20 protein-coding genes and 6 pseudogenes are annotated in these 22,888 nt (G+C 60.4%); 12 read left to right on the top strand and 14 right to left on the bottom strand.

Features of this window, described 5'->3' with window-relative positions; translation table 11 throughout:
- Positions 1 to 193: 193 nt before the first annotated feature.
- Complete coding sequence (locus tag MUU53_RS09135; protein ID WP_247260622.1) at positions 194 to 1,477, bottom strand: type II toxin-antitoxin system HipA family toxin; 1,284 nt, start codon at positions 1,475 to 1,477, stop codon at positions 194 to 196.
- On the bottom strand, positions 1,467 to 1,802 hold the full coding sequence (locus tag MUU53_RS09130; RefSeq protein WP_247260621.1) for a helix-turn-helix transcriptional regulator: 336 nt from the start codon (positions 1,800 to 1,802) through the stop codon (positions 1,467 to 1,469). Before MUU53_RS09130 ends, MUU53_RS09135 begins: the two co-directional genes overlap by 11 nt.
- A gap of 383 nt (positions 1,803 to 2,185) precedes the next feature.
- Between MUU53_RS09130 and MUU53_RS09125 the strand changes: the two are divergent.
- The 11 genes and pseudogenes from MUU53_RS09125 (at position 2,186) to MUU53_RS09075 (ending at position 11,225) form a co-directional block, all read left to right on the top strand.
- Positions 2,186 to 3,044, top strand: a pseudogene (locus MUU53_RS09125) (ATPase, T2SS/T4P/T4SS family).
- Positions 3,041 to 3,373, top strand: a complete 333-nt coding sequence (locus tag MUU53_RS09120) for a TrbC/VirB2 family type IV secretion system protein (RefSeq protein ID WP_247260620.1) — start codon at positions 3,041 to 3,043, stop codon at positions 3,371 to 3,373. Before MUU53_RS09125 ends, MUU53_RS09120 begins: the two are co-directional and overlap by 4 nt.
- Positions 3,374 to 3,401: 28 nt before the next feature.
- Positions 3,402 to 3,632, top strand: a pseudogene (locus tag MUU53_RS09115) (VirB3 family type IV secretion system protein); the annotation flags it as partial.
- A gap of 13 nt (positions 3,633 to 3,645) precedes the next feature.
- Positions 3,646 to 6,084 carry a conjugal transfer protein TrbE gene (gene trbE / locus MUU53_RS09110; RefSeq protein WP_247260619.1) on the top strand — a complete coding sequence of 813 codons (2,439 nt, stop codon included), beginning with the start codon at positions 3,646 to 3,648 and terminating at the stop codon, positions 6,082 to 6,084.
- Positions 6,081 to 6,839 carry a P-type conjugative transfer protein TrbJ gene (gene trbJ, locus MUU53_RS09105; RefSeq protein ID WP_247260618.1) on the top strand — a complete coding sequence of 253 codons (759 nt, stop codon included), beginning with the start codon at positions 6,081 to 6,083 and terminating at the stop codon, positions 6,837 to 6,839. The genes trbE and trbJ overlap by 4 nt, the downstream gene beginning before the upstream one ends.
- A gap of 19 nt (positions 6,840 to 6,858) precedes the next feature.
- Positions 6,859 to 7,023 carry a hypothetical protein gene (locus MUU53_RS23300; RefSeq protein WP_343229107.1) on the top strand — a complete coding sequence of 55 codons (165 nt, stop codon included), beginning with the start codon at positions 6,859 to 6,861 and terminating at the stop codon, positions 7,021 to 7,023.
- A 2-nt stretch (positions 7,024 to 7,025) separates the two neighbouring features.
- Positions 7,026 to 8,162: a P-type conjugative transfer protein TrbL gene (trbL, locus tag MUU53_RS09095; RefSeq protein WP_247260617.1), complete on the top strand. Its 1,137-nt coding sequence runs from the start codon at positions 7,026 to 7,028 to the stop codon at positions 8,160 to 8,162.
- 2 nt (positions 8,163 to 8,164) lie between these two features.
- Entirely contained in the window at positions 8,165 to 8,848 is a 684-nt protein-coding gene (trbF, locus tag MUU53_RS09090) for a conjugal transfer protein TrbF (protein WP_247260616.1), read from the top strand.
- Positions 8,845 to 9,867: pseudogene (gene trbG / locus MUU53_RS09085) on the top strand (P-type conjugative transfer protein TrbG); the annotation flags it as partial. The gene trbF and the pseudogene trbG, both read left to right, overlap by 4 nt.
- Positions 9,842 to 10,984: pseudogene (locus MUU53_RS09080) on the top strand (TraB/TrbI/VirB10 family type IV secretion system protein); the annotation flags it as partial. The pseudogenes trbG and MUU53_RS09080, both read left to right, overlap by 26 nt.
- A gap of 1 nt (position 10,985) precedes the next feature.
- Positions 10,986 to 11,225, top strand: a complete 240-nt coding sequence (locus MUU53_RS09075; RefSeq protein ID WP_247260615.1) for a DUF2274 domain-containing protein — start codon at positions 10,986 to 10,988, stop codon at positions 11,223 to 11,225.
- On the opposite strand, the pseudogene MUU53_RS09070 reads toward MUU53_RS09075, so the two are convergent.
- Positions 11,209 to 11,712 (bottom strand): annotated as a pseudogene (locus MUU53_RS09070) (LysR family substrate-binding domain-containing protein); the annotation flags it as partial. The gene MUU53_RS09075 and the pseudogene MUU53_RS09070 overlap by 17 nt on opposite strands.
- Positions 11,713 to 11,727: 15 nt before the next feature.
- Positions 11,728 to 12,129 (bottom strand): LysR family transcriptional regulator, encoded by a 402-nt coding sequence (locus MUU53_RS09065; RefSeq protein WP_247260613.1) that lies wholly within the window; start codon positions 12,127 to 12,129, stop codon positions 11,728 to 11,730.
- Positions 12,130 to 12,364: 235 nt separating this feature from the next.
- Here MUU53_RS09065 and MUU53_RS09060 point away from each other — a divergent pair, with 235 nt between their 5' ends.
- Positions 12,365 to 12,643, top strand: coding sequence for a helix-turn-helix transcriptional regulator (locus MUU53_RS09060; RefSeq protein ID WP_247260612.1), 279 nt, complete (start codon positions 12,365 to 12,367; stop codon positions 12,641 to 12,643).
- A 13-nt stretch (positions 12,644 to 12,656) separates the two neighbouring features.
- Here the strand turns inward: MUU53_RS09060 and MUU53_RS09055 are convergent.
- From MUU53_RS09055 to MUU53_RS09010, 10 genes and pseudogenes are all read right to left on the bottom strand, one after another.
- A pseudogene (locus tag MUU53_RS09055) lies at positions 12,657 to 13,540 on the bottom strand (nucleotidyl transferase AbiEii/AbiGii toxin family protein).
- Positions 13,533 to 14,150, bottom strand: a complete 618-nt coding sequence (locus tag MUU53_RS09050) for a type IV toxin-antitoxin system AbiEi family antitoxin domain-containing protein (protein WP_247260611.1) — start codon at positions 14,148 to 14,150, stop codon at positions 13,533 to 13,535. The pseudogene MUU53_RS09055 and the gene MUU53_RS09050 overlap by 8 nt, the downstream one beginning before the upstream one ends.
- Before the next feature lie 87 nt (positions 14,151 to 14,237).
- On the bottom strand, positions 14,238 to 15,494 hold the full coding sequence (locus MUU53_RS09045) for a tyrosine-type recombinase/integrase (protein ID WP_247260610.1): 1,257 nt from the start codon (positions 15,492 to 15,494) through the stop codon (positions 14,238 to 14,240).
- 317 nt (positions 15,495 to 15,811) lie between these two features.
- The gene (guaA, locus tag MUU53_RS09040; protein ID WP_247260609.1) at positions 15,812 to 17,392 is read right to left on the bottom strand and encodes a glutamine-hydrolyzing GMP synthase; all 1,581 of its coding nucleotides are present in this window, start codon (positions 17,390 to 17,392) and stop codon (positions 15,812 to 15,814) included.
- 40 nt (positions 17,393 to 17,432) lie between these two features.
- Positions 17,433 to 18,071, bottom strand: coding sequence for a 5'-methylthioadenosine/S-adenosylhomocysteine nucleosidase (locus tag MUU53_RS09035; protein WP_247260608.1), 639 nt, complete (start codon positions 18,069 to 18,071; stop codon positions 17,433 to 17,435).
- Positions 18,068 to 18,517: a PaaI family thioesterase gene (locus MUU53_RS09030; RefSeq protein ID WP_247260607.1), complete on the bottom strand. Its 450-nt coding sequence runs from the start codon at positions 18,515 to 18,517 to the stop codon at positions 18,068 to 18,070. The genes MUU53_RS09035 and MUU53_RS09030 overlap by 4 nt, the downstream gene beginning before the upstream one ends.
- Before the next feature lie 61 nt (positions 18,518 to 18,578).
- Complete coding sequence (locus tag MUU53_RS09025; RefSeq protein ID WP_247260606.1) at positions 18,579 to 19,031, bottom strand: TspO/MBR family protein; 453 nt, start codon at positions 19,029 to 19,031, stop codon at positions 18,579 to 18,581.
- An 89-nt stretch (positions 19,032 to 19,120) separates the two neighbouring features.
- Positions 19,121 to 20,215: a DUF1513 domain-containing protein gene (locus MUU53_RS09020; protein ID WP_247260605.1), complete on the bottom strand. Its 1,095-nt coding sequence runs from the start codon at positions 20,213 to 20,215 to the stop codon at positions 19,121 to 19,123.
- Positions 20,216 to 20,219: 4 nt separating this feature from the next.
- Positions 20,220 to 21,335, bottom strand: a complete 1,116-nt coding sequence (locus MUU53_RS09015) for an imelysin family protein (RefSeq protein ID WP_247260604.1) — start codon at positions 21,333 to 21,335, stop codon at positions 20,220 to 20,222.
- A complete protein-coding gene (locus MUU53_RS09010; protein ID WP_247260603.1) occupies positions 21,332 to 22,888 on the bottom strand; it encodes a di-heme oxidoreductase family protein in 1,557 nt (518 codons plus the stop codon). Before MUU53_RS09010 ends, MUU53_RS09015 begins: the two co-directional genes overlap by 4 nt.

Raw genomic sequence — 22,888 nt, 5'->3', positions numbered from 1 at the left:
CTTCATAAAAATCTCCTCGATCATAAAGCCCGAGAAAATTCTACTTTTGAAGCCCGTTGATTGACGGGGGGATTACCCCGTCGTAAAAGAATTGCCTAATCGTTGAAATCGATCACGCCAACTCGGCGATATCTCTAGTTGTTCTGATAGGCTGTTTTAGGCGCTTATGGCGACGTCAATGGCCTGCTCATCTTTATGCCTCAAATGCATATTTATTCAGGAATTGCCGTTCCCAAAGAAACGCCCGATCAACAGCGCTGAGTTCGGCCTCATCGCAAATCTCGTTCCACGTTGCCCGGGTACCGTCCACCTGGGCGCCTATGATAGCGCGTGCGTTGTCATCATGGAGCAAGAAGGCGGACGCCGCAGCGCGGCAGGTTTCCAAGCGGCTACGACGGTCATCCTCCCCGATAAGCATAGCCTGATTTGCTTCGCGGCCGGTGCGTGGCTGCGGGCAGATGTCGTAGGCGGGCGTAAGCGAGAGTGTCGCACCATCCCAGAAAGCCGCGTGGTTGCGGGCATGATCGTCGGTGTTACCCGAGAGAACGTTGAACACCATGCGCCCAAACAATTCCCTCAATGTTTCTTTCGGCTCGGTAAAACGGGCGCGGATAATGTCGGCAAGATCGCGATAGCTGGCATATCGTGCCTGCATTTCGGATAGGCCGAACATGGTCAGCGCCGAGACCATCGCGCGCCGCGCCCAGCCCTTGTCTGTGCGTGTGCGATCGAAGCGCTTGACCAGCAGCACGTCCTTGCCATTGGCCTTGACCAGCCTGACGGGGGCGACGTTGAGCCCGGCTGCCACATCGGCCAGGCGCATAGCCACATATTCCGCCTTGACGATGGCATAGGTGTCATTCGTCGCGGAAAATTTGGCGATGAACTTGCCCTCGCCATCGGCAATCAACGCCTTTGGCCGGGCACCGCCGATGGAACTGCCATGAAACAGAGCCTTGTCGAGCGCTGACGGAATAGATTCGCCCCGGTCGACGCGCTCGGCCGCCTCCAGCAACTCCTCAAGCGTTGCATTTTCAGCTTCGCGTGGCTCATAGCGATCCGGCGACGCCTGAAAATCCAGGGCACCGATGCGGTCGGAGCCAGAATTCAGCATGTAGGTCAGTTCATCGAATTCGACCGCTTGTGCGTCAACGCCCTTCAGACCCGTCAGCCGATTTATGATGACCCTTCGCCCCCAGGCATCGGGCGATCCGTCGCGCAAGGCGCTGGCCATGTCGAGCGGTGCCTGCGGGACAAGCGCGCCGCGCTGCAACGGCAATTCCGGCAGATAGATCGGGATGGCGTCGGGACGTTCCAGATAGGACCGGCCGTAGTTGAAGACATGAAGGTCGCCGTCGCGGACAAGACGTCCGGCGACGACAGGCTCTGTGCTTCCGGGCAACCAGATCCACACATAGGCCTCACGCGGCAACGCTCTTGAACTCTGCCGATCGCCTGTCTTGCACTCAGAAGTCATCCTTTACCTCCGTGCGCGGGCGGCGGATCGACTGAGGCAGCAGCGCCAGCTTTTCCTCGACGCGGGCAATCTGGGTGGCAAGGGCCGATGGCTCACTGACAAACAACGGCACGCCAACCAGATGAGCCGCCTCGAACACCAGTCCGATTTCCGCCTTGGCGCTTCCCTTCTCGATCATCTGCAAGGTGCTGCGGGCAATCCCGATGCGCTCCGCAAGATCGGCTTCCGACATCTTGCGCTGTTTACGTGCAAGCTTGATCTGCTCGCCCATAAGGACGAGCGCTTCCTGCGTTGCACGCGAATAGGTTCTAATGGTCGAAGCCATCAATATTGCCTCTTATGTCGGTCATGAATATCCTTCATGCCTGATATAAGAGGCACATAACACAGAAACCTCAAATTTTCAATGAATGCCTGCCATGGACTTCGCCAAATGCTTTTGTGACGTTTATATCGGTCAAATCTATCTGCGTGCGGCATTTCTAAGGGCTCAAGATGGCTCTGACGAGATACACGAACGCGGCCATTGCCTATTCCTTGATGAGACAGACTTAAAAGACAAGGGGTAAGCAGGTCCGCCGTTCTCCTGTATTTGCACGCCAAATCCCTACGACGACGAAAATCTGTTGAGCCTGCCCAATTTCCGGCTCTTTTAATCATCCCCGTCCGGTGACCGTCTGATGTGTCCCCGGCGAGATCGGGGATCGAATGGTGGTTTCGCATCATAATCGGCAAGGACTCGCACGCGGCGCGCGAATGCTGCGCACGGCGCTTGGCCCGGCCATTGCCCGGTTTCTGGAAGACGCTTCCGTCGTTGAGGTGATGCTGAACCCGGATGGGCGTATCTGGATCGATCGTCTCTCTGAAGGGCTATCCGATACGGGGGAACACCTGTCGCCCGCTGACGGCGAGCGCATTGTGCGCCTGGTCGCGCACCATGTCGGCGGCGCAGGCCGGGACATTGCGCGAAGGCGTGGTCTCTCGCGCCAACATCCTCGCCGCAGGCGGCACATCCACCGGCAAGACGACGCTCACCAACGCTTTGCTCGCCGAGGTGGCCAAGACGGCCGATCGCGTGGTCATCATCGAGGACACGCGCGAGCTGCAATGCGCCGCCCCGAACCTCGTCGCCATGCGCACCAAGGATGGCGTCGCCTCGCTCTCCGATCTTGTCCGTTCATCCCTGCGCCTGCGCCCCGACCGCATCCCGGTCGGCGAGGTGCGTGGGCCGGAAGCGCTGGACCTCCTGAGGGTATGGGGCACCGGCCATCCGGGCGGCGTCGGCACCATCCACGCCGGCAGCGCCATCGGCGCGCTGCGGCGGATGGAACAGCTCATCCAGGAAGCCGTCGTCACGGTCCCGCGCGCTCTGATCGCCGAGACCATTGATCTCGTCGCCGTCCTCTCCGGCCGCGGTTCCGCGCGTCGGCTCTCCGAACTCGCCCGCGTCAAAGGCCTCGGCCCGGACGGCGATTACCGCGTCACACCCGCCATTAGCACCCCGGTCCCCGGGCGTGATGGCGGTGCGGACACTCTCATCCCCAGCCCCGAAGGAGAAACCCTGTGATCCAACGCCTGCGTATGTCGCGCCATCGCCTCGCTATGTCCGTATCCGTCGCCACGCTCAGCGTGATGATGGCCGCGCCCGCTCACGCCTCCGGCTCGTCCATGCAGTGGGAACAGCCGCTGCAACAAATCCTGCAATCGATCGAAGGCCCGGTCGCCAAGATCATCGCCGTCATCATCATTATCACCACAGGCCTGACGCTGGCCTTCGGCGACACGTCAGGCGGGTTCCGTCGTCTCATTCAGATCGTGTTCGGCCTGTCGATCGCTTTCGCGGCATCGAGTTTCTTCCTGTCATTCTTCTCGTTTGGCGGCGGAGCGCTGGTCTGATGATGCCAGCAGGTGACGAGGTTCCGGGCTTCACCGTGCGCTCAGCGAGCCGATCCTGCTCGGCGGCGCGCCACGCGCCATCGCAATCCTCAACGGCACACTGGCGGGCGCGGTGGGCCTCGGCCTGCGCCTCTGGCTGGCCGGCATTCTCATCTGGGCGATCGGGCATTTCGCGGCGGTCTGGGCAGCCAAGCGCGACCCGCTGTTCGTCGAGGTCGGCCGCCGCCATCTGCGCATCCCGGCGCATCTCGCAGTCTGACGGAGCGCCAGCGATGATGAACCTTGCCGAATATCGCAACAAGAATGCACGACTCGCCGACTTTCTGCCCTGGGTGGCGCTGGTTGGTCAGGGCATCGTGCTCAACAAGGACGGCAGCTTCCAGCGCACGGCGCGGTTTCGCGGTCCCGATCTGGATTCAGCCGTCCCCGCCGAACTGGTCGCCGTGGCAGGACGGCTGAACAATGCCTTTCGCCGCCTCGGCTCCGGCTGGGCGGTCTTCGTCGAGGCTCAGCGCCATTCATCGAACAGCTATCCCGACAGCCGCTTTCCTGACGCCGCATCGGCGCTGGTCGATGCCGAGCGCAAGGCCGATTTCGAGGAAGCAGGCAGCCACTTCGAGTCCAGCTACTTCCTGAGCTTTTGTTATCTGCCGCCGGCCGAAGACACTGCGCGCGCCGAGACCTGGCTCTACGAGGGCCGCGAGAAGACCGGGATCGACAGCCAAGAGGTGATGACCGGCTTTGCCGACCGCACCGACCGGCTCATCCGCCTGATCGAAGCCTTCATGCCGGAATGCCGCTGGCTCGATGATGGCGAGACGCTGACTTATTTGCACGGCTGCGTCTCGACGCACCGTCATCGCGTCCGCGTGCCGGAGACGCCTGTCTATCTCGATGCGCTGCTCGCCGATCAGCCGCTCACGGGCGGGCTGGAGCCGATGCTGGGTCGCTCGCATCTGCGCGTCCTCACCATCACCGGCTTCCCGACCGCGACGACGCCGGGCCTGCTCGACGAGCTGAACCGGCTGGCCTTTCCCTATCGCTGGTCCACCCGCGCGATCCTGCTCGACAAGACCGACGCGACCAAACTGCTGACCAAGATCCGGCGGCAGTGGTTCGCCAAGCGCAAGTCGATCGCCGCCATCCTCAAGGAGGTGATGACCAACGAGCAATCCGTGCTGGTCGATACCGATGCCTCGAACAAGGCGGCCGACGCCGATCTCGCGCTTCAGGAACTCGGCGCTGACTATGCCGGCATCGCCTATGTTACTGCCACCGTGACGGTGTGCGACGCCGATCCGCGCATCGTCGACGAGAAGCTGCGGCTGGTCGAGAAGGTCATCCAGGGCCGTGACTTCACCACTATGGCGGAGACCATCAATGCCGTGGACGCCTGGCTCGGCTCCTTGCCAGGCCATGTCTACGCCAATGTGCGGCAGACTCCGATCAGCACATTGAACCTTGCCCACATGATCCCCCTTAGTGCCGTGTGGGCGGGGCCGGAACGGGACGAGTACTTTGCAGCGCCCCCATTGCTGTTCGGCAAGACTGAAGGCTCCACCCCGTTCCGGTTTTCCCTCCATGTCGGCGATGTCGGCCATACGCTGATCGTCGGCCCGACCGGCGCCGGCAAGTCCGTCCTGCTGGCGCTGATGGCCTTGCAGTTCCGGCGTTACCGAGGAGCGCAGGTCTTCGCCTTCGATTTCGGCGGGAGCATTCGCGCTGCGGCACTCGCTATGCGCGGCGATTGGCACGATCTTGGCGGCGGTCTGACGGAGGGCAGCGTTGACAGCGTATCGCTACAACCACTCGCGCGCGTCGATGAGGCCGCCGAACGTGCCTGGGCTGCCGACTGGATCGGCGCGATCCTGTCGCGCGAAAGCGTCGCCATCACGCCGGAGGTGAAAGAACATCTCTGGACGGCGTTGACCTCATTGGCCTCCGCGCCGGTCGAGGAACGCACGATCACCGGCCTCTGCGTCCTCTTGCAGTCGAACGACCTGAAGCAGGCCCTCCGCCCCTATTGCATCGGCGGTCCTTACGGCCGCTTGCTCGATGCCGAACACGAGCACCTCGGCACCGCAACGGTTCAGGCTTTCGAGACCGAGGGGCTGATCGGCACGGATGCCGCACCCGCCGTTCTGGCCTATCTGTTTCACCGCATCGAGGATCGGCTCGACGGATCGCCGACGCTCATCATTGTCGATGAAGGCTGGCTTGCACTGGACGACGACGGTTTCGCCGGCCAGCTCCGCGAATGGCTGAAGACGCTCAGGAAGAAGAACGCCAGCGTGATCTTCGCCACGCAGTCGCTGTCAGACATCGACGGTAGTTCAATTGCACCGGCCATCATCGAAAGCTGCCAGACGCGGCTTCTGCTGCCCAACGAACGAGCGATCGAGCCACAGATCACCGCGATCTATCGCCGCTTCGGCCTGAACGACCGGCAGATCGAGATCATCGCGCGGGCCATGCCGAAGCGCGATTATTACTGCCAGTCGCGGCGCGGCAACCGGCTGTTCGAGCTGGGTCTCTCGGAGGTGGCGCTGGCGCTCTGCGCCGCTTCGTCGAAGACCGATCAAACCGCCATCGCCGCGATTGTCGCCGAGCATGGCGCGGACGGTTTCCTCGACGCCTGGCTGCGCCATCGTGGCGTCGATTGGGCTGCCGACCTCATCCCCAACCTCACCAACATGGAGACACTGCCATGACGTTTCGTCATTTCTCAGGCCGCACCCGCGCAGTGATGATCGCCGCCGCTCTTGCCGTCCCGCTCTCGGCGTCGCCACTGCTGACGACACCGGCGTCCGCGCAATGGATCGTCTATGATCCGACCAATTATGCGCAGAACCTGCTTTCCGCGACGCGCGCGCTTCAACAGATCAACAATCAGATCACATCGCTCCAGAACGAGGCTCAGATGCTGATCAATCAGGCTCGCAATCTGGCAAGCCTGCCATACTCGTCTTTGCAACAACTCCAGCAGTCAGTGAGCCGCACCCAGCAGCTTCTCAGCCAGGCCCAGAACATTGCTTACAATGTGCAAGCGATCGATCAGGCCTTCCAGACCCAATATGGCAATGTGTCGATGTCGGCGTCGGACACGCAACTGGTCGCCGATGCGCGTAGCCGCTGGCAGAACACGGTCGGCGGCTTGCAGGACGCCATGTGCGTGCAGGCCACCGTCGTCGGCAATATCGACACCAACCGTACCGAGATGTCGCGGCTGGTCGGTGCCAGCCAGGGCGCGACCGGCGCGCTTCAGGCAACGCAGGCCGGCAATCAGCTTCTCGCTCTCCAGGCCCAGCAACTCGCCGACCTCACCGCCGTGGTCGCGGCCAATGGCAGGGCGCAGGCGCTGCAATCGGCCGAGCAGGCCGCCGCAGCCGAACAAGGCCGCGAACAACGCCGCCGCTTCCTGACGCCGGGTTCCGGTTATCGGGCTGGCAGTGCGCAGATGTTCTAAGACAATTGAGGGTGATGCCATGGACGGCAAGACCCTCGCACGTCTCGCGGCCGTGATTTTCGTGGCCGTCGCCATCATCGCGACAGCGATCGAGATAAACCGTCGCGACGTGTCACAGGATGCGTCCGCGACCTTTCCACCCTCCACCCCGCAGCCATCATCTCCTGAGAACGGAGCGCGCTGACCATGGGCAATACCGGCGTCATTGATCATTTTCTCGAAGTCTTCACCCGCTATATCGACGGCGGTTTTGGACTGCTCCAGCCCGAGGTGGCCTTCATCGCCACCACCTTGATCGTCATCGACATCACTCTGGCGGCCCTCTTCTGGTCCTGGGGCGCCGACGAGGACATCATCGCGCGGCTGGTGAAGAAGACGCTGTTCGTCGGTGTCTTCGCCTACATCATCGGCAACTGGAACAATCTCGCCAGCATCGTTTTCGAGAGCTTCGCCGGTCTCGGCCTGAAGGCGTCCGGCACGGGCTTTTCCGTCACCGATCTCCTGCGCCCCGGCAAGGTGGCGCAGACCGGACTCGACGCTGCCAGGCCACTGCTCGATTCCATTTCCGACCTGATGGGCTGGGTTTCGTTCTTCGAGAACTTCATTCAGATCGCCTGCCTGATGTTCGCCTGGGCGCTGATCCTGCTCGCCTTCTTCATTCTCGCGGTCCAGCTCTTCGTCACGCTGATCGAGTTCAAGCTGACGACGCTCGCCGGTTTCGTGCTGATCCCCTTCGGCCTGTTCGGCAAGTCCGCCTTCATGGCCGAACGGGTGCTCGGCAACGTCATATCCTCCGGCATCAAGGTGCTGGTCCTCGCCGTCATCATCGGCATCGGCTCGACGCTCTTCTCCGAGTTCACCCAAGGCTTCAATGGCGCAACGCCCTCGATCGACGACGCCATGGCGATCGTGCTTGCGACCTTGTCGCTGCTCGGTCTCGGCATCTTCGGACCCGGCATCGCCAACGGTCTCGTCTCGGGTGGCCCACAGCTCGGCGCGGGTGCCGCGATCGGCACGGGTCTCGCCGCCGACAGCCTCAAGTCCAGCTACCAGTCCGGCGCGCGCACGGCCTTTGAAGTGTCGGGCGGGTCTTCGACCGCCGGCACTGTCGGCGGCATGGGCGGCGGTGACGCCGAGGGCGGAGCCGCTTCGGCCACATCGTCTTCCGCATCCTCGCCTGCCACAGGCAGTCCGCCCGCCTGGGCAAAGCGGATGCAGCGTTCCCAGAAACTGTCTCACGGCGTCCAGGCCGCCGCCCACGCCGTCAAATCCGGCGACAGCCACGGCGGCGGCTCATCCGTCAATCTCTCCGAAGGCAATTGACCATGTTCAAGCGACCCTCCACCCATTACGGCAAGTCTCCCGAACCTGAAACACCCTATCAACGTGCGGCCCAGGTTTGGGACGATCGCATCGGCTCTGCCCGCGTTCAGGCAAAGAACTGGCGGCTTATGGCCTTCGGTTCGCTTGCCTTGTCAGCGGGATTGTCAGGCGCGCTGGTCTGGCAGTCGATGAATGGTTCGGTCGTGCCCTGGGTGGTGCAGGTCGACAAACTCGGACAGGCGCAAGCCATTGCACCTGCGACCGCCGACTATCAGCTCAACGACGCTCAGATTGCCTTCTACCTTGCCCGCTTCATCGAACAGGTCAGGAGCATTCCCGCCGATCCGATCATCGTGCGGCAGAACTGGCTGCGCGCCTATGATTTTACGACGCAGGGCGGCGCGCTGGCACTCAACGACTATGCCCGCGCCAATGATCCCTTCGCCAAGGTCGGCAAGCAACAGATTGCCATCGAGGTTTCCAGCGTGATCCGCGCCTCACCGTCGAGTTTTCGCGTCGCCTGGATCGAACGCCGCTATCAGGATGGGTCATTGGCCGCAACCGAGCGCTGGTCGGCCATCCTGACCGTGGCCGTTCAGCCGCCGCGCGATGCCGACACGCTCAGGAAAAATCCTCTCGGGATCTACATCAACGCCATCAATTGGTCGAAGGAGCTTGGATCATGATCCGGCCGTCTCATCTGACCGCCGGGCATCCGGCGGCGCGTAACCACGCATTTCCGCTTTTCCGTAAATCCGGCTTGCCGCTTCTGTTGTTTTACGCCTCGGCGCTTGCCGGGTGCGCGACACCGCAAAAGCCCCCGGAAATCTCCTATGACGATGCCGCACCCGCCGTTCTGGCGGCCGATCCGCCGAAGCCCGTTCAAGTGGTCGATCTGCCGAAGGTCCTGCCACTGCCGGGCCAGCTGAAGCCAGTCGGCAAGGATGGCAAACCGGCGCCGGAACTGGCAGACCCCGCCGCACGGGTGAGCGAAGCCAACGCCGCTGCCCGCATGCAGCCGGTCAGGAACGGCTTCATCAATTCGATGCAGGTCTATCCCTTCGTCGATGGCGCGCTTTATCAGGTCCATACCTCGCCGGGACAGATTACCGATATCAGCCTGCAAGCCGACTAGCAGCTTGTTGGCTCCGGCCCGGTCGCCGCTGGTGATACTGTCCGCTGGATCATCGGCGACACCGAGAGCGGTACAGGCGGAGCAAAACAAGTCCATATCCTGGTGAAGCCGAAGCGGCCTGATCTGACGACGAACCTCGTCATCAACACCGATCGGCGCACCTATCACATGGAACTGCGCTCGACCGAGAAGACCTATATGGCTTCCGTCTCCTGGCAGTATCCGCAGGATCAGCTTATCGCACTGCGCCGTCAAAACAGCCAAGCCGAAGCTCAGCAGCCGGTCGCCAGCGGCGTCGATCTGACCCGCGTCAATTTCCGCTACGACGTGACCGGAGATCGTGCGCCCTGGCGGCCCCTGCGGGCCTTTGATGACGGGCGGCAAATGTTCATCGAATTTCCGCGTGGCATCGGTCAGGGGGAAATGCCGCCACTCTTTTTCGTCGGCCCAGAGGGCGCGACCTCCGAGCTGGTGAACTACCGCGTGCGTGGCAACTACATGATCGTCGACCGGCTGTTCGCCGCCGCCGAGCTGCTCTTCGGGGCGGCTGCGTCCCGAGCCGCCGCGCGTCACCCGCCTGTCGCGCAAGGTGCTGATCGGCTTGAGTGCTGCCAGCAGCCTCGCGATCAGTGGTGCGCTCTACTACGCGCTCCAGACACGCAACGGCGGTCAACGGCAGGAACTCTATTCCACCGACAACCGCTCGACGCCTGATGGTCTCAACGGTCTGCCGAAGGACTATAGCGGCGTGCCGAAGCTCGGGCCGCCGCTCCCCGGCGATCTCGGCCGTCCGATCCTCAATGCGCAAAATGCGGGGCAACCTATCCCCGCGCCGGGGATTGCCACGCCGATGCCGTCCGGCCCCAGCCCGGAAGAACAGCGCCGGGCGCAGGAACTTGAGGCGGCCCGGCTCGCCAAACTGTTTGCTCCGACCGAGACGCGGGCCGCGAGCAACAGCACAGCTATATCACCTTCCGCGACCGCTACGCCTTCGACCGACCTCGCCAGTCTTGGCTTAGCACCGCAGCCCTCGACGCCCTCCGCACAGCAGCGGCAGCAGGCGTTTCTCGACCAGACGCCCGACAAGCGCACGGTTTCGACCGATCGCGTCGCGGCCCCGGCATCGCCGAACATCCTTCTGGCTGGGGCGGTGATTGCCGCCGCGCTCATCACCGGCATCCGCTCCGATCTTCCCGGTCAGATCACCGCCCAAGTGACGGAGAATGTCTATGACAGCCCGACGGGCAAGATCCTGCTCATACCCCAGGGCACCTTCGTCATAGGCCAATACGACAATGGCGTCGGCTTCGGCCAGCGCCGCGTGCTCTTCGTCTGGAACCGGCTGATTTTCCCCAATGGCTGCTCAATCGTTCTGGAGCGCCAGCCCGGCGCGGACGCCGAAGGCTATGCCGGGCTTGAGGATGGCGTCGATTATCACTGGGGCGAGTTGTTCAAGGCCGCAGCCTTGTCCGCGCTGCTCAGCGTCGGCGCGCAGGCCGGTTCGTCCGGCAACGACAGCGACATCGTGCAGGCTCTGCGTCAAGGTGCGTCACAGAGCATAAGCCAGACCTGCCAACAGGTTGTCAGTCGCCAACTTAACATCGCGCCGACGCTGACCATCCGGCCGGGCTTCCCGGTCCGTGTAATCGTCACCCGCGATCTTGTCCTCGAACCCTATGGAGATTAAAATGGCGAAATTGAAGCTCTCGGTGATCGCCGATGACAAGCCGGTCAAGGTCACGCTGGAACTGCCTGCCGGCCTGCACAGCGATCTCGTCGCCTATGCCGACATCCTCGCTCGTGAAGCGGGCCAGTCGCCCGCTGATCCCGTCCGCCTGATCGTGCCTATGCTGGAGCGCTTCATCGCCACGGACCGCGGTTTCGCCAAGGCAAAGAAATCGGTATCCCAGACTACGCCATCGATGTGACAAGCGAAACGTTTTGGGTCTCCAAAGAGTTTGCGATATCCAGAAACCGCAAGAAGGCCGGATTGTCGTTCTGCGTCGACCAGACCATGCTGTAAGGCAAGGTCTCGTTGCCGATGGGGCGAAACACGACATCCGGAACCTGCGTCGCGGTAACGCCCTCGCTTGCGAGGGTCAATCCCTGGCCGAGCGCCACGAGCGAAAGAAGGTTGTGCCGTCCGACACTGTGCGGCAGGATTTCGGGCTGACGGCCCAAACCGGCAAGCCTCTGGACCAGGTAGTTATAAATCTCCTGTCCTGGGGCGGCGTCACTGACGATGAAGCGCTCGCCCATGACATCGACCCAATCCAACTGCTCGGCTTCAGCGAGGACATGCTGTTCCGGCATGGCTACAAAGACCTGCTCGGACCACAGATGGCGGCACTCGCAGCCTTCCCATTCCAGCGTTCCCGTCAGAAACGCCACATCCAACTGACGCTGACGGATCGCGGCGACATGCTCTGCCTAGTCGCCATCCGCAAATGTCATTTGAATGGTCGCGTATTTCTCGGAAAATTTCTGGATGAGGTCGGCCAGAAAGCTGGAACCTAATGACGACAGGATGCCGATCCGCAACTCGCCATCGCCCACCCGCCCGATCGCGGCAACTTCCGTTCGCGCGAGGCCGATTTCGGACAGCGCCTTTCGTCCCCGGTCTACAAACTGCTTTCCTGCAAGGGTCAAGGTGACGCCAGAATGTGAGCGGACAAATAGCGCCGTTCCAAGCCGAATTTCCAGATCCCGTACCCGTCGACTGATCGCCGATTCCTGAACCCCAAGTGCCGCTGCCGCCCGACGAAAACTACCGTGCTCGGAAGCGGCGACAACGTAACTGATGTGGCGAAGTTCGATACTCGATCCGGGCACGCGTATTTCTTCAGATCAATTCCGCCTTGCAGACAGGTGCATAAAGATAAAATCAAAGGTTGCAGCACATTGCGGCGAGCACCCGGCGAAAATTTGGCAACCGGAGTTTTTGTATTGGCGGCAAACAACCATCCGTTTTGCACGCCATGCTATCCGCATCTACGCCGACAACATTTTTGACTTCGAAGCTCCGCGCTTATCGGCTTCTACGGCTTTCGTTTGAAAAGCGAGGGCCATGAAAATGCGATCAATTTCGACGGGACAGACCAAAACCATCCGCCGCGAACAACTCAAGGAAATCGTGCCGCTGGCCGATACCACAATCTACGAAATGGAGCGGCGGGGCGAGTTCCCATCGCGCTTTTATCTGACGTCCCGTTGCGTCGTGTGGGATCTGGCCGAGGTCGAAGCCTGGCTTGAGACGCGTAAGCGCGCATCCAAACAAAAGGCGATCACCCGCGCGCCAATGCCAGATGTGCAACTGAGGAAAAATAGGCCGGTGAGGCAAAAGTGAGCCAGCCTGTGGCTCAGCGGTTTCTGGCGCCGCCGTAAATGTCGGTCGCCAATTTTGCGTGAGACATGAGGAATGGCGCAATGTCTGTGACGACATCCGTAAGCGTTCCCGGATTATGGGCGACGCCTTCGACAAATACCTTCCATTGCCGTTGCTTCTGGTCGTCCTCAGCAAACGCCGGCGTCAGCGCATCGGGCAGTTCCGCAGGAATTGCGGATCCACGTCGCGCGAAGGTCGCGGCGATCGCCCGCGCCAGCCTGTCGTCATCAAACGCAAATGAACGGCTGAGATCCAGATATCGTAGAAATCCTTCATCCGGCTGTTGGCGCGCCCCAGCGCCACCATCGCCTGGAATTTCTCGGCGATAACCGTCTCACGCGCGTAGGCCCGAAGGCGCGGCGCGGGAAACTCCAGCATGGAGGGATAGTCCAACACTTCGGCACCGGGCTCCGTCGCATCGCCAAAGCCGATATCAATCGTCAGACCGATGCGGGCTCCACTGATCAAAGCCGTTGTCCGAAGCCGCAGTCCTCCATATTCCAGTTCCTCACGGATGCGGTCTACGCGTAGCGCCGCAATGTCAAACTCCACGCCGTCGGCGGCTTCCAGCGCCATGATTTCACGGAACGTCGCGAGCATGGGTTCGGCCTCGGACTCGCCAAAGCCCAACAGATCGAGATCGCGCGTGCCACGATGAGGGTCATCAAACCAGCTCATCATCAGCATGGCGCCTTTAAGAACAAAACGGTCGGCATGCGGTGATTGTCCGAGCCTGCAGAGCAGCCGCTCAAGGGCGAAGCGGGTCAGGACGAGATCGAAGCTTTGGTCGCTCGCCTTGGCGAATTACAACAGGCGCGCACGTACCGAGGCCCCGATATTCTTCAATTCTTTAGTCATTGGCGGTCAGTGCCTCGAGGTAGGGGCGAATGACGGTCGCAACAGCACCGTGCTCGGCATATTTGGCAATTTCGCCCGGAGTTGCCTTGCGCTGACGCAGTGCTTCCTGAAGCCCTTCGATCGCCACGGACAGGCCGATCTTGCTGCGATACCGGAAGCAGTCTGCAATCGTCTTGGCTACGCCAAACACCTTCACGGGCACACCCTCGACGGTATGGATCTCAACGCTGTCAGCGAGCAACCGATCGGCAAAGCGAACCAGTCGTACCGGCGTGACCTCCATCTTGGGCGCCCAATCCTTATGGCCGATGGCCATCCACACATGCCTTGGCATCTGATCGGTAAGCTCATGAAACGCGAGCGCCGAGACGAGGCAGACGACGCCCTTCGGCAGTCGCTTGGCGGCCTCCGCGAGACTATGGTGTGCATCGAGCGGGGCGTCAGGGAGCTGATAGAGCCCGCGTGCGAGACGCAGCACCTCGCCATCGCGCTCCATACGGCTCATTGTGGCCGCAGTTACGCCCTCGGCGCGCAGCTCGGTCAGGCGTGCAATACCATGGAGCTTGAGCACGTTCCGGGCAATCTGGCGTTGGGGCACGGATTCCGTCATGATATGAATCCTTGGAGAATAAATTTTATTATCCGAGGATATGTATCACAAAGATCAGCGTGTTGGAAGAGACACTGACGCATTCGGTCAATCGTCCGTCCCCGGCGACAATAAGTCCATCGTGGGCGGAAAGATTGTCGGCGCGTATTTTTGTCCGGCAATCCAGGCGTCAACAATATTGGCCCATTCCTGCATCATGTGCCGTCGTTGGTGCTCGTATTCCGCCTTGTTGTAGACGCCACGCGACGAGCGACCGTCTTCGTGCGCCAGGCATTTTTCGATCCAGTCGCTGTTGAACCCCAACTCGTTCAGGAGCGTCGATCCGGTTCGCCGCAGATCATGCACAGTGAAAGGCTCAAGCGACAGACCTTCCTTCTTGGCCCTAACCACGACGGCAGTCGTAATCCGGTTGAAGGTTGCACGGGACATGGGCGCGTCGGCATCATAGCGGGATGGCAACAGGTAGCGCGAATTGCCAGAGCAAGTCTTCAGCGCGATCAGAATGTCCAGCGCCTGCTGTGACAGATAGATGTTGTGCGGACGTGACCGCTTCATCCGTTCCTTCGGGATAGACCAGACAGCGTTCTCGAAATCGACCTCATCCCAGACGGCGTCCTGCAATTCGCTTTTGCGGACCATCGTCAAGAGAAGCAGCTTCATGCCGAGGCGGATGGTCGGAAGGGTTGGGACATGTTCCAACTGACCGAACATGACCCGGATTTCCGATGGTGACAGCGAACGATCACGGGCGACAAATTGAGCAATCGATGCCGGACCAACATCATCGGCGGGATTATGGACTTTCTCGCCATGAAGGATCGCGAAGGCATAGATCTGTTTGACGATGTCGCGAACATGAATTGCCACCGCCGGGGCGCCGCGTTCCTTCACTTTCGTGCAAAGCGCTCGCAAGTCCTCGGCCGTTATTTCCGTCAGAAGCCGCTTGCGAAACTTCGGCAAGATATCTCGCTCGTAGATGGCGCGACGCATGGCTCTGGTACTGTCGGCCATCCGGCCTTCCTGGAGCCATCGTTCGCCAAATTCGCCGAAGCTCCTTGCTTCCTTCAATTTCCGTTTCGCGCTCTGCTTCTCGATTGCCGGAGAGCGTCCCTCCTGAACGGCCTTTTTGGCTTCGAGAAGCCTTTCGCGAGCCCGCGCCAGTGACACTCCGGCTGGCCCGTATCGCCCGATAACGACCGTTTCGCGGCGACCATTCAAACGGTAGTCGAAGCGGAATGTCATCGTCCCTGAAGGCTGGACCAATAGGTACATTCCATCCCGGTCCGTCACCTTGTAGCTTTTATCTTTTGATCTCAATGACCTGATAGCTGCATCGGTCAACATTTCGGCCTCCTGAATCCGGTAAAACAAGGAGGAAAACCACCAAAAAGTCCGTCAGCATTTTTTGAGCCCTTCGCTTGAAATTTTTTTATTTATTTTCAATGTGATAAGCTCAAAAAAAGACCGTCAGCGGCTTCCATTCCGCTGACGGTACTTTCAAAAGGTCAATTGATCAAGCGTAGGCAGTCCGTCGGAAAGTCCGTCACTCGTGACGCTTGCCCCTCGATAGTCTGCGAAAGTCGATGACAGAATTTTCGTTTTATATCATTGGCTTATAGGATATTCTAGCGTATCGCGGGGTATGTTTGAGTGGGTCTGAATCATTCCCACTCGATTGTGCCCGGAGGCTTCGAGGTAATGTCATAGGTCACGCGGTTGATGCCCTCGACCTCGTTGATGATGCGGGTTGCCGTCTCACCAAGGAATTCATGGGTGAAGGGATAATAATCCGCCGTCATGCCATCGACCGAGGTCACGGCGCGCAGAGCACAGGCGTAATCATAGGTACGTCCGTCGCCCATCACGCCAACCGTGCGCACGGGAAGGATCGCCACGAAAGCCTGCCAGATCTCGTCATAAAGACCGTGCTTGCGGATCTGGTCGATATAGACCGCATCGGCCTTGCGCAGGATTTCCAGCTTGGCTCGGGTAATTTCGCCGGGGCAGCGGATCGCAAGGCCGGGACCGGGGAAGGGATGGCGGCCGATGAACTTCTCCGGCAGCCCAAGCTCGCGGCCCAGCGCACGCACTTCGTCCTTGAAGAGTTCGCGAAGCGGCTCAACCAGCTTCAGACCCATCTTTTCCGGCAGGCCGCCCACATTGTGGTGGCTCTTGATGGTGACGGAAGGACCGCCTGAGAAAGATACGCTTTCGATCACGTCCGGATAGAGCGTGCCCTGAGCGAGGAATTCAGCACCCTCGATGGTGTTCGCGTGCTTCTGGAACACATCGATGAAGAGACGACCGATGGTCTTCCGCTTTACTTCGGGATCGGTCACGCCTTCCAACTCGCCCAAAAACAGGTCCTGTTCGTCCGCATGGATCAGCGGGATATTGTAGTTGTCCCGGAACATGGTGACGACCTCTTGGGCCTCATCCTGACGCAGCAGGCCATGATCCACGAAAACGCAGGTCAGCTGTTCGCCGATTGCCTCATGGATAAGAACCGCAGCAACCGAACTATCGACGCCACCGGAAAGACCGCAGATAACCTTTTTGTCGCCCACTTGCGCCCGGATCTTGGCAATCGCTTCGGCGCGATAGGCGCCCATGGTCCAGTCGCCCTTGAAGCCCGCCAGCTTGACGAAATTTTCATACAGCGTCTTGCCATTCGGGGTGTGATGCACTTCCGGGTGGAACTGTACGGCATAGAAATGCCGCTTCGGATCAGCGGTGATCGCATAGGGCGCATTGGGCGACGTGCCATAAACCTCGAAGCCCGGTGCAATACGGCTCACATGATCGCCATGGCTCATCCACACCTGCTCGCGGCCTTCCGCAAACCAGCCGTTGAGGAACGGGTCGGTCTGATCGGCTGGCGTCACATAGGCGCGGCCAAATTCTGCCGTGCCGCCACCGCCGGAAATCTTTCCCCCTTCGACCTGGCCGCCGAGATCCTGCATCATGACCTGCTGTCCATAGCAGATGCCGAGGACCGGAACGCCGAGCGTGTAGACCGACTGCGGCGGACGCGGCGAACCTTCGCGCGTCACCGAATCCGGTCCACCGGAGAAGATCACTGCGCGCGGCTTGAAGTCAGCCAGAAAGGCGTCGGTGACGTTCTGATAGGGGTGGATTTCGCAATAGACGTTCAGTTCGCGCAGCCGACGCGCGATGAGCTGCGTCACCTGGGAGCCAAAATCAATGATGAGGAGGCGGTCGTGATGGGCTATCTGGGTCATGGCGAGCCTTTAATGAAGAACGGGCATTTTTGCAACTGACTCAGAGGCTCAAAGTGCCGGATTCTAGCGCCTGCGTTAAACGGTCGATTGTTGTGGCAAGCTTCTCGTCGATGACATGAAGGTATTCGGTCCAGTCGCCGACATGCCGCAATTCTGCTTTTCCATCGGAAATGCCGCGCAAGCCGATGAGGGGCACATCGAAGGCATGACAGGCGCGCAGGACTGCGAAACTTTCCATTTCAACGAGATCGGCATCGATCACGTCATAGGCGTCGCCGGAAACGATGTTTCCACCGGTCGAAAGGCTGGCTACTGGAACGCCGGGAATGCGAAGTGGCAGCTCGATGACGGAGGGCAGGTCGAGAAGCGGCGTTCTGCCCTTCTCAAAGCCAAGCGGCGAGGCGTCCATGTCGCGATAGGATACCGAGCTGATCTGATAGACTTCCGTCTGCTCCAGTGTCCGCGAACCGGCAGAGCCGAGGCAGACAACGAGATCCGGCAATTCCTGTGTGGCATTGAGCGCGCTCAATGCCTTTGTCAACGTAACGGCCGCTTCCACGGGGCCGATGCCGGTGATTAGCGGCTTGAAGCGTGCCTTCAGGTGTGGGCCATATTCTGGCAGTGCCGCCATGACAAAGAGCAGCCGCTTTCCGGCAATCGTCTTCAACTCGAACGTCATCCGGTCACATCCTCGCGCCCGCGGATCACCATCATGCTGCCGCTCATGGAAGCGATCAGCTTGGCCGGGCCGTTGGTCAGCGCATAGGCCCTGCCATCCGCGACGATGATGGTGGAACCCGGTTTTGTGATTTCGCCACGAAACAGAAAGCGTTCGCCACGTCCAGGAGACAAGAGGTTCACCTTGAACTCGATGGTCAGGATGGACGCCTCCGGATCGATGACCGTATAGGCCGCATAACCACAGGCCGCATCCAGTCCTGCGGAAATCACTCCGGCATGCAGGAAGCCATGTTGCTGCGTGAGTTTCGCATCGAACGGCATTTCAATTTCGACCATGGCATGCTCGACGCGTGTCAGGTCCGCGCCAAGCGTTTCCATGAAAGCCTGTCGCCCGAAACTCTGCCTTACCCTTGTCCGGAAATCTCCGGGATCGACCTCATCCATCCTGTGCCCCTTATGTCGGCGCGAAACTGGCACGGCATCGGGAAGGCTGCAAGAGACAGGATCAATTCAGGATGAACAGGGAAAGGTTCAGAAGCGTCGCGAAGCTGACCCACGCCACATAGGGAAGGAACAGGAGTGCGCTGATCCTGTCCCGGCTCCAGCTGCGTTGGATGAAGAGCGCGATGAGCACCAGCATCGGAATGATGACGATGAGCCCGAGCACCGTGCTTTCCATGCCGAAGAAAGCCGGAGACCACAGGAAATTCAGGGCCATCTGGCCAAACCAGATCTGCATGCGTGACGAAGACGGCGAGGCAAGCCACGTCCGGGCGCCCGCAATGCCGATCAGCACATAGAGCGTAGTCCAGACCGGACCGAAGATCCAGTTGGGCGGATTGAAGGGTGGCTTGTTGAGAGCCTGATACCATTCGCCCGGAATATTGGCGATGCCGATCAAGGCGCCAAGCGCGACGACAACGGCGACGAAGAGGACATGGATGAGGATCTTTTTCATGATGCCGGATTTAGGGTGGTGTCAGGAAAAGTGTAGTCGCAGACTCGTTCGGATGCTCACGAAACGCGTCGCTATGAACCATGATTTGCTCACCCAAGCCGGACAAGATGCTGGTCCCAGTTCACGTTCGAACGGGTTCCCTCGAGCTCGCCGCTATAGGTAGAGACTGCGATGCCGGTTGGCGCTCTGGCGACCCCTGCCGCATCCGGGACAGGATCCTCCCTCAATACCTGCCCCGTCTGCGCATCGAGAATGACCACATAGCCACCCTTCGGTGAGGTCAGACCAACCAGCCGCTCACGCCGGTTGACGGCAATGGCACCGACATAGTTTGCCAGCTTTTCGGTCGTTTCCGGTGGAATATCGATGAAGGTGATATCGTCGCCCAGAGCGAAATATCCGGTCAGAGGCGGATGATCGCCGCGCGGACCTTCGTACTGGCAGGCGAACCAGATCCGGCCACGCCGATCCACATCCAGATGCCGTGTGGAAAGCTGCCTCAGATGGTCAGGCATCGGGTGCCGCTCGATGATCTCGCCGCTCGCGGCATCGAGAATGGCAAGGGACGGCTGCATGCGGTCGAGATTGAGCTTGGTGCGGCCGAAATCCGGATGTGTCTCGATGCCGCCATTGGCAACGATCAGCAGGCGTCCGTCATCGGACACTGTCATGTCGTGGGTGCCGATGCCACCTGCATCGAACTCGGCAATCCGGCGAAACTGGGACTTGGCATCGTACACGCCGATCACGCCCCGGTTGCCGTCGAAATCATTCTCGCTTGCATAGAGCAGTCGGCCGTCCGGGGAAAAGTGACCGTGTCCGTAAAAATGCCGTCCGGCAGGAGTGCTGATCAGAACCGGCTCATCCTGCCCTGAAGGGTCGAAGATCATCGCAAATGTACCGGGACGGCGCGCGAAGACGACGCAGCGGCCTGTCAGCAAACAGTAGGAGAGGCCATGAGCCCGCGCGGGCAGGGCGATCCGTTCTATGATCTCGCCCCGTTCGGTTATCGTCGCGACACCACAGCTTCCATCGGGAGCGCGGAAGGCGGACGCAAAAACTGCATCCGATCGATCAAGCGCCATCAGCTTTTCCGGAGCAAGAGCGGCCAGGAAACCTACGCCCGCAGCCTTGACGAAGCTGCGCCTGTCAATCTCGCCCGTCCTCACCTCGAAGGTCCGCATCCAGTCAGTCTCCGTCGGAAAAGGAAAAGCCCGTGGTCAGGCCGAGCGCCTGCCCCAGATCATCGTTGAAGAGAGTAATCAGATCGCGGCTGTCGGAAAGCATGGCATCGAGCTTCGACTTCTGTTGCGGTGTGCTGACGGCCGCTTCCAGATCAGGATCAATATCCTGCGCAAGTGTGATGAGCGATTTGAAATAGACATCGATGGAGTTCACGATCCAGATCTGGCTGGGCTTCAACAGCTCCTTGATGCCGGATCCATGGACGAGCTGCCGCAGCCCTTCCAGATTTTCCCGCATCATCGGAAAGGTCAGGCCGGAGCGCCAGAACAGCGCCTGCTTCGGAAAGCTTTGGGCGGATCCACTTTTATAGAAGCTCTCGATGCGCTGATCGCGAAGGGCTTCCGCCGCGTGAACCAGAATGCCAAGCACCTCGGTGACAGCTTCCTGGTCCTGCCGGAAGGCAGAGCTTTGCGGCCCGGGGTTTTTCCAGTCTTTGGCAAGGCCGTCCGGATCATCCCAGGCCTGCACCAGTTCCATCGCGATGTGCTGCATGTTACCGGCAATCGTAAGGCCATAGCGGCATCGATAGGACTTCGCCTGCGCAGTCAGTTGATCCAAGCCGGTGCCGTGCAGCAGAAATTCGAGCGCTCCCAAACCCTGTACGGCAACACTTTTGGAAGAGAGCGTATCAGGTGCAGTCGCCGTCTCGTCGGAGGATGACAGCAAGGCCTGAACCTGCCGAAGCCCGAGACCCTTCTTGTCCGGATAGAAAAGTATCCTCTCGAAGCGGTTCTTTTCGAGCACGGGTCCTACACGCACGATCTCGATCCGCGCCCAGCTTTTGGCGGTTTCCGAGAATGCAGCCTGTGCCTGAGCAAGATTGTTCGCAGACGGCACGGTGCAAAGCTGCATCATCCGGTCGCTCAAAAGGCCGGTCTTCTCCGAAAAGTCCCGGTAGCCCGGCTGTATGACATTGGTGATGACCCGTTCCATCAGCGCCGTCGTCCGCTCATGCGTCAGAACCGGCGGAGAAGGGTTCGCATCCTGCGCGCCCGCATCCGCTGCAAACAGAGAAAGACCAAGGGCCAGACCGATAGACAGGACACTCGTGCGCATCATAGGGACTCCAGAAACGTCAACAGGGCATTGCGATCTCTGGCTTCAAGAGCCGCAAAACCGTTCCGGGATTTCTCCGCCTCGCCACCATGCCAGAAAATGGCCTCCGTCAGGTTGCGGGCGCGCCCGTCATGCAGAAAAAAACTATGTTTACTGACAGTTTGCGTCAGGCCGATGCCCCACAGTGGCGGAGTACGCCATTCTCGGCCAGTCGCGTCACCGACGGTTTGGCCGTCAGCAAGTCCTTCGCCCATATCATGGAGCAGGAAATCCGAATAGGGCCAGATCAGTTGAAAGGCCTGAGAAGGATCGGTAGCGGAGCGGCTCGTCACAAATTTCGGCACATGGCAGCTTGCGCATCCAAGACGGTAGAAGGTCTCCTTGCCCTTCAGCACCTCGGGTGAACTGACATCGCGTCGTTGAGGAACGGCAAGATGGCTCGAGTAAAACGTCACGAGGTCCATGACCGGATCGGGCGCTTCCGTATCGCCAAGACGCGGCTGGACCCCGTGCGAAAGGGCGCGGCAATCCGTTTGTTGCGCCGTGCAATCGCCGTAAGGGTCGGGCCGGTCGGGCGTGGATAATCCGAGGTCGCCCGAGAAGGCCGCAGAGGTCTGGTCGCGGACGGTGGCATTTTGTGCTTTCCAGCCAAAGCGCCCGAGTGCCAGTTTGCCGGTCACATGGTCCCGAACGATGGCCGCTTTCCCCGAAATTCCGTCTGCGTCCCGGTCATCGGGGTCCGCATTGGCGAGAATGTCCTGCGCAGGAACGGCTTCGATGAGACCAAGCCCGATCATTGCAGGGGCAATGCGGGGGGAAAGGGTCGTTCCGGCTGCAAGCGGGCCTTGAGCCAGACCGCTGACCGAATAGGCCGGGCGTCGTAGCGAAACGGTAGTACCATCCTTGAGGCGGACAGGCGCTTCCGTGTAGGAGATCTGCATCGTCCCTTCGGCAGCAAGTCCAGGGACGGCAAGATCCTGCAACTGCGCACCGTAGATCGGATCGGGAAAATTGAGCGCACGATGATCGGCAACACGTGCTCTCTCTTCCGGTGTTGCAGGGGCGCGCGCCAGCCGCAGGAACATGGAGATCCTGTCATTGCCCCCTTCGGGCGGATGGCCGCGTCCGTCCTTCACATGGCAGCTGACACAGGAGCGTGCATTGTAGAGCGGCCCCAATCCGTCGGAGGCTTGTGTTGAGGAGGGTGCGGCGACCCATAGCTTGGTGAAAAGCGCATTTCCGAGTTTGAACTCTTCCTGCTGGCTGAAGGTGATGCCGGGTGTGAACTGCGAGAAAGCACCGGCATCGACGGTACGCGTCGAGGTCGCGGCACCGGCGGCCATCGCTTCAAATGGTTCTGCCTGGCCAAAATTACCGGTTGGTCGAATGACCGCAGTGACACGCGCCTGATCCTTCGGCGTCAAATCCCCGCGTTGACCCTGATACAGCAACTCCTGCTGTCCAATGCCGGACGCTGGCACGAGACAGGTCAGCAGGATGGGGAGAGCAAGGACGAGTGCGCGTTGCTGCATCGGGAGTAGCGGCCCACCGAACAT

This window comes from Affinirhizobium lemnae (assembly GCF_022968395.1).
GTDB classification, from domain to species: Bacteria; Pseudomonadota; Alphaproteobacteria; order Rhizobiales; family Rhizobiaceae; genus Neorhizobium; species Neorhizobium lemnae.
This window is presented reverse-complemented; position numbering and strand designations above follow the sequence as displayed.